Source organism: Azohydromonas sediminis (genome assembly GCF_003574675.1).
GTDB lineage: Bacteria > Pseudomonadota > Gammaproteobacteria > Burkholderiales > Burkholderiaceae_C > Calidifontimicrobium > Calidifontimicrobium sediminis.
The window spans coordinates 55178-64830 of the sequence record NZ_QOAZ01000020.1 but is presented as its reverse complement, the minus strand read 5'-3'; the positions used below and the strand labels follow the sequence as shown (position 1 = coordinate 64830).

Here is a 9653-nt window from a genome sequence, read left to right as displayed (position 1 = left end):
GCCGTCGCCGACCTCGACCGCATGACGCAGCAAAACGCCGCCCTCGTCGAGCAAAGCGCCGCCGCCGCCGAAAGCCTCAAGGAGCAGGCCAAGCGGCTGGCCCACGTCGTCGCCACGTTCCGCCTCAGCGGCGGTGGCGGACTCGCGGCGGCCTGACGCCGGTCCACGCCAGCGGCGGCGAGCCTGTGCGCACGCCGTCGCCTTTTAGGGTTCGCACCGCGCCGCCGCAGCGACGACGCGGCCACGGCATGGCCTACGTCGCACCGGTGCGGCTCAGCGTTCGGCCGCGCGGCGCAGCGTCTCGACGACGGGGCGGCGCAGCACTTCGCGCAGGCCCCACCAGCCGGCCGCCAGCGTGAGCAGCGCTCCGGCCGCGCCACCGGCGGCGGGCACCCAGGCCTTGACGCTCCAGTCGAACTGGAACGCGTAGCGGGCCAGCGCCCAGCCCACCGCCACCGCCGCCACCGACGCGAGCACACCGGCCAGCGCCCCGATGCCCATCAGCTCGGCGCGCTGCACGCGCGCCAGCAGCACCTTGCCGGCGCCCATCGCGCGCATCACGGCGAATTCGCGCGCCCTCGCCTCGCGCGTGGCCGTGACCGCGGCGAACAGCACGACCAGCCCGGCGGCGAGCGTAAAGCCGAAGAGGAACTCGACGGCGCGGATCACCTGGTCGAGCACGCGCTGCACCTGCGCGATCGACGCCGACAGGTCGACGATCGTGATGTTCGGAAACTGCCGGTTCAGCGCGCTGTCGAAACCGGCGCGCTCGGGCGCGCGGAACGCCGAGATGTAGGTCGCCGGCAGCCCCGGCATCTCGGCCAGCGGGAAGATGACGAAGAAGTTCACGCGCATCGACGCCCAGTCGACCTTGCGCAGGCTGGTCACGCGACCCTCGTGGCGGATGCCGGCGATGTCGAACGCCATCGTGTCGCCCAGCGCGAGCCCGAGCGTCTTCGCGAGCCCCTCCTCGATGCTGATGCCGTCGGCCTCGCCGGCCGTCCAGCGCCCGCCGGCGAGCCGGTTGTGCGCCGGCATCGCGGCCGTGTGGCTGAGGTTGAACTCGCGTTCGACGAGGCGCTGCGCGCGCTCGTCGGCGTAGTCATCGGGATCGACGGGCCGACCGTTTATCGCCACCAGGCGGCCGCGGATCATCGGGTACCAGTCGTAGCGCGCCACACCCGCCTCGGCCAGCGCGGCGCGGAACGGCTCGCCCTGCTCGGGCTGGATGTTGATCACGAAGCGGTTCGGCGCGTCGGGCGGCGTCGCCTGGCGCCAACTCGCGATCAGGTCGGTGCGCAGCAGCACGAGTAGCACCAGCGCGAGCAGCCCGACGGCGAGTGCCGACACCTGCAGCACCGCAAAGGCCGGCCGCGCGGCGATCTGCCGCGTCGCGAGCACGAGCCAGCGCGGCGCGCGCGCCTCGGGCACCGCGTGCCGCAGTGCGACCACCGCGAGCCACGCGAGCAGCGCGAACACCGCCACCGCGGCGGCGAAGCCGCCGACCGCGATCAGGCCGAGCTTGACGTCGGACGACACCGCCAGCAGCAGCGCCGCGAAGCCGAGCGTGCCGGCGGCCAGCACCAGCGCCGACGCGGGCTTGAGCGCGCCGACGTCGCGGCGGATCACGCGCAGCGGCGGCACGCGCGCGAGCTGCAGCACCGGCGGCAGCCCGAATGCGACGAGCAGCGTCAACCCGACGCCGACACCGAACAGCGCCGGCCACGCGGTGGGCGCCGGCAGCGCGGCGTCGACGAGGCCGGCCAGCAGCGCGACGAACACGTGGTGCACCGCGAGCCCGAGCGCGACGCCGGCCGCACTGGCGGCGAGGCCGACGACGCCGAACTCGAGCCCGTAGGCCAGCGCGATCGAGCGCTGCGACTGTCCAAGCACGCGCAGCATCGCGCAGTCGTCGAGGTGGCGGTTGGCGAAGTCGCGCGACGCGATCGCCACCGCCACCGCCGCCAGCAGCGCGGCGAGCAGCGCGACGAGGTTGAGGAACTTCTCGGCGCGCTCGAGCGTGAGCTGCATCTCGGGCCGCCCCGACTCGAGCGACTCGATGCGCACCGCGCGCAGCCGCTGCGACTCGACCTGCTGCTGCGCCCACGCGACGAAGCGGCGCACGTCGGCCGCGGCGCTGCGGCCGCCGGCGGCGACCGCGAAGCGGTACGTCACGCGGCTGGCGGGCTGGATCAGCGCGGTGGCGGCGAGGTCGGCCTGGTGCAGCAGCACGCGCGGCGCGAAGCTCAGGAAGCCGGCGCCGCGGTCGGGCTCGATCGCAACGATGCGGTCGACGACGAGCGCGGCGTCGCCGAGCAGCAGCGTGTCGCCCACCGAGATCTGCAGCGCGTCGAGCAGCGCCGCGTCGACCCAAACGCGCCCGCGCGGCGGCGGGCCGTCGGCGGCGACCGGCGGCGCGTCGGGCGCGGTGCGCACCTGCACCGTGCCACGCAGCGGGTAGGCGTCGCTGACGGCCTTGACGGCCACCAGCCGCGTCGCGCCGCCGTGCGCGTCGTCGGCGCGCGCCATGCTCGGGAAGCTCGTCGTCGTCGCGGTGCGCAGCCCGAGCGAGGCGGCCTGCTCGGCGAACACCGGCGGCAGCGGCTTGTCGCTGGCGATCACCGCATCGCCGCCGAGCAGCTGGCGCGCGTCGCGCGCGAGCCCCTGGCTCAGCCGGTCGGCGAAGAAGCCCACCGCGGTCAGCGCCGCCACCGCGAGCAGCACCGCGACGACGAGCAGGCGCAGCTCGCCGGCGCGGAAGTCGCGCAGCGTCTGCCGCCACGCGAGCGCGAACACCGACGCGGCGGACGACGATGGGGACGAAGCAGCCATGCGTGCACTGTACGGGCACCGCGCCGGCGGCGCGCGGCGCGGGGATTGCGCCGGCCCGGCGCGCCCCGCGGCGACAATGCGCGCATGTCGCCGCAACCATTTTCGCGATGCCGCTGACCGACGCGCCAGGCTGGCCGCTGTCGGCCGCGCACACGGTGCTCGAGGCCACCGCGACGCTGGCCTTCGCGCTGTCGGGCGTCATCGAGGGCGCGCGCAAGCGCCTCGACGCCGTCGGCGTGGCCGTCGTCGCGATGCTCGCGGCGTTCGGCGGGGGCACACTGCGCGACGTGCTGCTCGACCGCCGGCCGTTTTTCTGGGTCCAGCACGGGGCGTACCTGTGGGCCGTGCTGGGCCTGGCGGTGGTGGCGATGCTGTTCATGCGCGCGCGCCACCTGCACCCCACCGAGCGCGCGATGCAGTGGCCCGACGCGCTCGGGCTCGGGCTGTTCGCCGCCGGCGGCACGCAGGTCGCGCTGGCGGCGCAGTCGCCGGCGCTCGTCGCGGTGCTGATGGGCGTGATGACGGCGGTGTTCGGCGGCGTGCTGCGCGACGTCGTGTGCAACCAGGTCCCGGCCGCGTTCAGCGACCACCGCCCGTACGCGGTGTGCGCCTTCGCCGGCGGCTGGGTCGTCGTCGCGATGCATACCGCCGGCGTCGGCGGGGCGCCGGCGCTGCTGGCCGGCGCCGTCGTCGCGACGGGGCTGCGCGTGCTCGCGCTGTGGTTCGACTGGCGGCTGCCGGCCTGGCGCACCGACGACTGACGCCCTCGACCCGACGAGCGATGTTCCAGCCCTCGCAGCACGACGTGCGCCGCTTCTTCTGCGACGTGCACCGCAAGCAGCGCGCCGGCGAGCCGCTGACGCCGATCGAGGCGCTGGCCGCGTCGTGGATCGCCGAACACCCCGAGTACGACGCCGACCTGGCCGATGTCGACGCCGCGCTGGCCGCCGTCTACAGCGTCGAGGACGGGCGCACCAACCCGTTCCTGCACCTGAGCATGCACCTGTCGATCAGCGAGCAGGTCTCGATCGACCAGCCCACCGGCATCCGCCAGGCGTTTGGGCTGCTCGCCGCACGGCTGGGCTCGGCGCACGAGGCGCACCACCAGATCATGGAGTGCCTCGGCGAGATGATCTGGGCGTCGCAGCGCAGCGGGCTGCCGCCCGACGGCCACGCCTACCTCGACTGCGTGCGCCGGCGCGCGACGCGCTGACGGTGCTGTCACACCGCGCCGGCGCGCGGCGGGTAGAGTCGGTGCCGTTGGCTGCCCCGTGAACCATGCCTGCGAACACCAAGATCGCCTACTTCTCGATGGAGATCGCGCTCGCCGACGCGCTGCCGACCTACAGCGGCGGCCTCGGCGTGCTGGCCGGCGACACGATCCGCTCGGCCGCCGACGGCGGGGTGCCGATGGTCGCGGTGTCGCTCGTGCACCGCAAGGGCTACTTCCGCCAGCGCCTCGATGCCGAGGGGCACCAGACCGAGGAACCGTGGACCTGGAGCCCCGAGGCCACGCTGGCCGAAACGCCGGTGCGCGTGACGGTCAACATCGCGCACCGCGACGTCGTGATCCGCGCTTGGCGCCACGACGTGAGCGGCGTCGGCGGCCACGTCGTGCCGGTCTTCCTGCTCGACACCGACCTGCCCGACAACGCCGACGACGACCGCCACATCACCGACCACCTCTACGGCGGCGACGAGCGCTACCGGCTGCGCCAGGAGATGGTGCTGGGCATCGGCGGCGTGCGGTTGCTGCGCGCGCTCGGCTACACGGCGCTGCGCCGCTTCCACATGAACGAGGGCCACGCCGCGCTGCTGGTCGTCGAGCTCGGTTACGAGGAGATGAAGCGCCGTGGCCTGACCCAGGTCACGCGCGAGGTCGCGCAGGCCGTCAAGCCGCTGTGCGTGTTCACGACGCACACGCCGGTGCCGGCCGGTCACGACCAGTTCCCGCTGCGGCTGGTGGCCGAGCAGATCACCTGCTACGGCGACGCGTTCAACGCGTGCGTGGGCGAGTTCTGCTTCGACGGCCGGCTGAACATGACCTACCTCGCGCTCGACAACAGCCACTACGTCAACGGCGTGGCCAAGAAGCACGGCGAGGTCTCGCAGCAGATGTTCGCGCAGTACAAGGTCGACTCGATCACCAACGGCGTGCACGCGGGCTTCTGGGCCTCGGCGCCGCTGCGCTCGCTGTTCGACCGCCACATCACCGCCTGGCGGCAGGACAACGCGAGCCTGCGCTACGCGCTGGGCATCCCGCGCCAGGAACTGTGGGCGGCGCACCAGGCGGCCAAGGAGGAGCTGATCCACCTCGTCAACGCGCGCGCGGGCGCGGCGCTGTTCGCCAACGTGTTCACGATCGGCTTCGCGCGGCGCGCGACACCGTACAAGCGCCCCGACCTGCTGTTCCACGACCTCGCGCGGCTGGTCGCGCTGCACCGCGCCGCCGGGCCGATCCAGATCGTCTACGCGGGCAAGGCGCACCCGCGCGACGGCGGCGGCAAGGAGCTGATCCGCAAGGTGTTCGAGCACATCGCCGCGCTGCGCGGCAAGCTCGACGTCGTCTACCTCGAGGACTACGACATGGCGCTGGCGCGCCGCATGGTCGCCGGCGTCGACCTGTGGCTGAACACGCCGCTGCCGCCGCTGGAGGCCTCGGGCACCAGCGGCATGAAGGCCGCCGTCAACGGCGTGCCGCAGCTGTCGGTGCTCGACGGCTGGTGGATCGAGGGCTGCATCGAGGGCGTCACCGGCTGGGCGATTGCCAACGGCCACGCGAGCGCCGCCGGCGAGGACCGCGCCGCCGACGCGCAGGCGCTGTACAACAAGCTCGAGGGCACGATCCTGCCGCTGTACTACGGCGAGCGCGAGCGCTACGTCGACGTGATGAAGCACGCGATCGCGCTCAACGCGTCGTTCTTCAACACCGAGCGCATGGTCGACCAGTACGTGCGCAAGGCGTACTTCGTCTGAACGGCGCGCCCGGCGCCGCCGCAGCGGTTCAGGCCGCCGGCGCGTAGCCCTCGTCGGCGAGCGCGGCGACGAAGGCTTCGCGCGGCTGCGCCGACTCGATGCGCACCCGGTGCGTCGGCAGGTCGACCGTGACCTGCGCGCCGGCGTCGACGCGGTGCACCGTCTCGGTAACGGTCTTCACGCAGTGGCCACAGGTCATCGTCGGCAGGGTCAGTTCGATCGTCACGGTCGGCACCTCGGGCAATCCATCCGGGCGCGATCTTGTCACAGCGACGGCGCTGCGGGATGGGCTCAGGCAGCCTGCGCCGCCGCCTCGCCGGCCCACATCGCGTCGAGGAACGGGAAGTTCCACTTCTCCGGCGACTCGCGACCGACGATGCGCTCGCGCGCCGAGCGCGCGAGGTCGATGCGCTCGGGCGCGATCGGCATCTGCTGCGACAGCGAGTAGAACGCCTTGACCACGGGCGCCGTCGGCTGCTGCGCGTTCGGCTCGACGACGACGGCCAGCCGGTTCGACTTCAGCCGCACGAGGCTGCCCACCGGGTAGATGCCCAGGCTCTTGACGAAGGCGTGGAACACCGTCGTGTCGAAGTGGCCGTGCCAGCCCGCCATGCGTGCGAGCGACTCGGCCGGATCCCAGCCGCGCTTGTACGGCCGGTTCGACGTGATCGCGTCGTAGACGTCGCACACGGCGCCCATGCGCGCAAAGAGCGAAATCTCGTCGCCCTTCAGGCCGTGCGGATAGCCGCTGCCGTCGATCTTCTCGTGGTGGTGCAGACACACCTCGAGCGTCGTCGCGTCGGTCACGCCGCCTTCGCGCAGCAGCGCCCAGCCCTGCTGGGGGTGTGTCTTCATCACCGCGTACTCGGCGTCGGTCAGCCGCCCGGGCTTGTTCAGGATCTCCAGCGGCATGCGCGCCTTGCCCATGTCGTGCATCAGGCCCGCCAGACCGGCCGCGCGGCAGCGCGCCTCGTCGAAGCCGAGCTCGCGCCCGAGCGCGACCATCAGCGCGCACACGGCGACCGAGTGCATGTACGTGTAATCGTCGGCCGTCTTCAGGCGCGCGACGCTGACCAGCGCCGCCGGGTTGCGGAACACCGACGCCGCGACGTCGTTGACGACGGCCACGCACGCGTCGGTGTCGAGCGCGCGGCCAAGGCGCAGTTCGCCAAACAGCGACTTGACCGCGGTCAACGACTGCCGGCACACGGCGGCGGCGTGCTGCAGTTCCTCGTCGATGGGCACCGCGGTCGGCGGCCGCGCAGCCAGCGGCCGCGGCGCGTCGCCCGGGGGCGGCTGAGTTGGCGCGGCAGCCGGTGTGGCCACGTCGAGCCCGCGCGAGACGTCGATCCACACGGCCCGCACGGCACTGGCGCGCACCTTGGCCACGTCGGCCTCGTCGCGCAGCAGGAAGCGCGTGCGCCAGAACGGGTGATCGAGCCAGCCGGCGTCGAAGTCGTGCAGGAACATGCCCACACGCAGTTGGTCGACGGAGATCTTCTTCAGCATCGCGGCCGCGCGCGGGCGCCCGCCCACGTCAGAGCGCGACTGTGGCAGAACGCCGCCGCCTGCGCACGGCAAAAAGGCATGAAAAAGCCGCTCGGGCGAGCGGCTCGTGGCGGGCAGGCGCGGCCGGCTCAGCGGAAGCGTGGCTGCGGCACGGTGCGCAGGTCGCCGGGCAGCGTTCCCAGGTAGTCGGCCATCGCCTTCAGCTCGGCGTTGCTGAACTGCTGCACGACGCCGCCCATGATCGGGTTGGCGCGGCCGATGTTGGGATTGCCCTGCGTGCGGTACGAGCGCAGCGCGACGAACAGGTAGTCGGCGTGCTGGCCGGCGATCTTCGGGTAGGTGCCGTCGATCGGCTTGTTGAAGTTGGCGCCGTGGCACGACGCGCAGGCGCCCTTGGTCAGCAGTTCGGCGACGCGCGCCGGCGCCGGCGCCGCGGTGTCGGGCACCTCGGGGTTGCCGCCCTGGGCCGCGTAGTGCGCCGAGATGTCGGCGATGTCCTGGTCGCTCAGCGACATCGCGATGCCGCGCATCGTCGGGTGCCGGCGGTCGCCCTTCTTGTACGCCACCAGCGCCGCGACGAGGTAGCCCTCGTTCTGGCCCGAGATCATCGGCACCTTGTGGATCTCCGGAAAGCTCGCCTGGTAGCCCGGGATGCCGTGGCAGCCGATGCACATCGCGACCTTGCGCGCGCCGGCCTGGGCGTCGCCCTTGGCGCCCTCGGCGTGTGCGAATGACGTGGTGGCCAGGGCCAGCAGCAGGAGGAGTGCACGCTTCATCGTGATCGGGTCGAGTGGGTGGGAAGGCGGGCGCGATTATAGGGGTCGGCCTATATACTGCTCCGCCACCCCCGCCGCCTTGCGACAGATCATGAAGTTCACCGGCTCCGAGCAGTACGTCGCCACCCCCGACCTGATGCTCGCCGTCAACGCCGCCATCACGCTCAAGCGGCCGCTGCTCGTCAAGGGCGAGCCGGGCACCGGCAAGACGATGCTCGCCGAGGAAGTCGCCACGGCGCTGGGCATGCCGCTGCTGCAGTGGCACATCAAGAGCACGACGAAGGCGCAGCAGGGTCTGTACGAGTACGACGCGGTGAGCCGCCTGCGCGACTCGCAGCTCGGCGACGAGCGCGTCAAGGACATCCACAACTACATCGTCAAGGGCGTGCTGTGGCAGGCCTTCACGGCCCAGCAGCCGGTGGCGCTGCTGATCGACGAGATCGACAAGGCCGACATCGAGTTCCCGAACGACCTGCTGCGCGAGCTCGACCGCATGGAGTTCTACGTCTACGAGACGCGCGAGCTCGTGCGCGCCAGGCACCGGCCGCTGGTGTTCATCACGTCGAACAACGAGAAGGAGCTGCCCGACGCGTTCCTGCGCCGCTGCTTCTTCCACTACATCAAGTTCCCCGACGCCGAGACGATGCAGCGCATCGTCGAGGTGCACTTCCCCGGCATCAAGCGCGAGCTGCTCGCCGCCGCGCTCAAGAGCTTCTACGACGTGCGCTCGCTGCCCGGGCTGAAGAAGAAGCCCAGCACCTCCGAGCTGCTCGACTGGCTCAAGCTGCTGGTGGCCGAAGACATCCCGCCCGAGGCGCTGCACAGCGCCGACGACAAGGTCGCCGTGCCACCGCTGGTGGGCGCGCTGCTGAAGAACGAGCAGGACGTGACGCTGTTCGAGAAGCTCGTCTTCATGCAGCGCCACCACCGCTGAACGCGCCGGGGCCGCGTGCGTGAGCTGGCCGCCCGAGGTCGAGCTGCGCGGCCGCCACGCGGCGCTCGTGCCGCTGCGTCGCGAGCACGCCGGCGCGCTCGCCGACGCGGTGCGCGACGGCGAGCTGTGGACGCTGTGGTACACGAACGTGCCCACCCCCGACGGCATGACCGCCGAGGTCGAGCGGCGCCTCGCGCTGCGCGCGGCCGGCAGCATGCTGTCGTTCGCCGTGCTCGGCGCGCACGGCACGCCGGTGGGCATGACGGCTTACATGCACGTCGACGCGCTGCACCGGCGCGTCGAGATCGGCAGCACGTGGGTCGCGAAGCGCGTGCAGCGCACCGCGCTCAACACCGAGTGCAAGCTGATGCTGCTCGCGCACGCGTTCGACGCGCTCGACTGCATCGCCGTCGAGTTCCGCACGCACCGCCTGAACGTGCCGAGCCGGCGCGCGATCGAGCGGCTGGGCGCGCAGCTCGACGGCATCCTGCGCTGCCACCAGCGCCTGCCCGACGGCTCGCTGCGCGACACCGCCGTCTACAGCATCACCGCCGCCGAGTGGCCCGCGGTGCGTGCGCACCTGCGCTGGCAGCTCGAGCGGCCACGCTGAAGCGACCTACACTGGA

Annotated in this window: 9 protein-coding genes; 5 read left to right on the top strand and 4 right to left on the bottom strand. The window is 72.4% G+C overall.

Annotated elements, in window-relative coordinates; genetic code table 11:
- Nucleotides 1–273: 273 nt before the first annotated feature.
- Nucleotides 274–2832 carry an ABC transporter permease gene (locus DRV96_RS11660; protein WP_119291195.1) on the bottom strand — a complete coding sequence of 853 codons (2559 nt, stop codon included), beginning with the start codon at nucleotides 2830–2832 and terminating at the stop codon, nucleotides 274–276.
- Between the two features lie 107 nt (nucleotides 2833–2939).
- On the opposite strand from DRV96_RS11660, the gene DRV96_RS11655 reads away from it, so the two are divergent.
- From DRV96_RS11655 to glgP, 3 genes are all read left to right on the top strand, one after another.
- Nucleotides 2940–3593, top strand: a complete 654-nt coding sequence (locus DRV96_RS11655; protein ID WP_119291193.1) for a trimeric intracellular cation channel family protein — start codon at nucleotides 2940–2942, stop codon at nucleotides 3591–3593.
- Nucleotides 3594–3613: 20 nt separating this feature from the next.
- Nucleotides 3614–4045, top strand: coding sequence for a DUF1841 family protein (locus DRV96_RS11650; RefSeq protein WP_119291191.1), 432 nt, complete (start codon nucleotides 3614–3616; stop codon nucleotides 4043–4045).
- Between the two features lie 65 nt (nucleotides 4046–4110).
- Nucleotides 4111–5808, top strand: a complete 1698-nt coding sequence (gene glgP / locus DRV96_RS11645) for an alpha-glucan family phosphorylase (RefSeq protein WP_119291188.1) — start codon at nucleotides 4111–4113, stop codon at nucleotides 5806–5808.
- 28 nt (nucleotides 5809–5836) lie between these two features.
- Here the strand turns inward: glgP and DRV96_RS11640 are convergent, their stop codons facing one another.
- The 3 genes from DRV96_RS11640 to DRV96_RS11630 all read right to left on the bottom strand — a co-directional run bounded on the left by DRV96_RS11640 (nucleotide 5837) and on the right by DRV96_RS11630 (nucleotide 8093).
- Entirely contained in the window at nucleotides 5837–6007 is a 171-nt protein-coding gene (locus DRV96_RS11640; RefSeq protein ID WP_119291209.1) for a heavy-metal-associated domain-containing protein, read from the bottom strand.
- A 92-nt stretch (nucleotides 6008–6099) separates the two neighbouring features.
- A complete protein-coding gene (locus DRV96_RS11635; RefSeq protein ID WP_119291207.1) occupies nucleotides 6100–7317 on the bottom strand; it encodes an HD-GYP domain-containing protein in 1218 nt (405 codons plus the stop codon).
- A 128-nt stretch (nucleotides 7318–7445) separates the two neighbouring features.
- Entirely contained in the window at nucleotides 7446–8093 is a 648-nt protein-coding gene (locus DRV96_RS11630) for a c-type cytochrome (protein ID WP_119291186.1), read from the bottom strand.
- A 91-nt stretch (nucleotides 8094–8184) separates the two neighbouring features.
- Here DRV96_RS11630 and DRV96_RS11625 point away from each other — a divergent pair, with 91 nt between their 5' ends.
- Together DRV96_RS11625 and DRV96_RS11620 are read left to right on the top strand one after the other, a co-directional pair.
- On the top strand, nucleotides 8185–9027 hold the full coding sequence (locus DRV96_RS11625) for an AAA family ATPase (RefSeq protein WP_119291185.1): 843 nt from the start codon (nucleotides 8185–8187) through the stop codon (nucleotides 9025–9027).
- 19 nt (nucleotides 9028–9046) lie between these two features.
- Nucleotides 9047–9637: a GNAT family N-acetyltransferase gene (locus DRV96_RS11620; RefSeq protein WP_119291182.1), complete on the top strand. Its 591-nt coding sequence runs from the start codon at nucleotides 9047–9049 to the stop codon at nucleotides 9635–9637.
- Nucleotides 9638–9653 lie beyond the last annotated feature (16 nt).

Coding starts and splice junctions, on each gene's coding strand:
- DRV96_RS11650 (WP_119291191.1), top strand. CDS start 3,614: ATGTTCCAGCCCTCGCAGCACGACGTGCGCCGCTTCTTCTGCGACGTG.
- DRV96_RS11625 (WP_119291185.1), top strand. CDS start 8,185: ATGAAGTTCACCGGCTCCGAGCAGTACGTCGCCACCCCCGACCTGATG.
- glgP (WP_119291188.1), top strand. CDS start 4,111: ATGCCTGCGAACACCAAGATCGCCTACTTCTCGATGGAGATCGCGCTC.
- DRV96_RS11630 (WP_119291186.1), bottom strand. CDS start 8,093: ATGAAGCGTGCACTCCTCCTGCTGCTGGCCCTGGCCACCACGTCATTC.
- DRV96_RS11660 (WP_119291195.1), bottom strand. CDS start 2,832: ATGGCTGCTTCGTCCCCATCGTCGTCCGCCGCGTCGGTGTTCGCGCTC.
- DRV96_RS11635 (WP_119291207.1), bottom strand. CDS start 7,317: ATGCTGAAGAAGATCTCCGTCGACCAACTGCGTGTGGGCATGTTCCTG.
- DRV96_RS11655 (WP_119291193.1), top strand. CDS start 2,940: ATGCCGCTGACCGACGCGCCAGGCTGGCCGCTGTCGGCCGCGCACACG.
- DRV96_RS11640 (WP_119291209.1), bottom strand. CDS start 6,007: ATGACCTGTGGCCACTGCGTGAAGACCGTTACCGAGACGGTGCACCGC.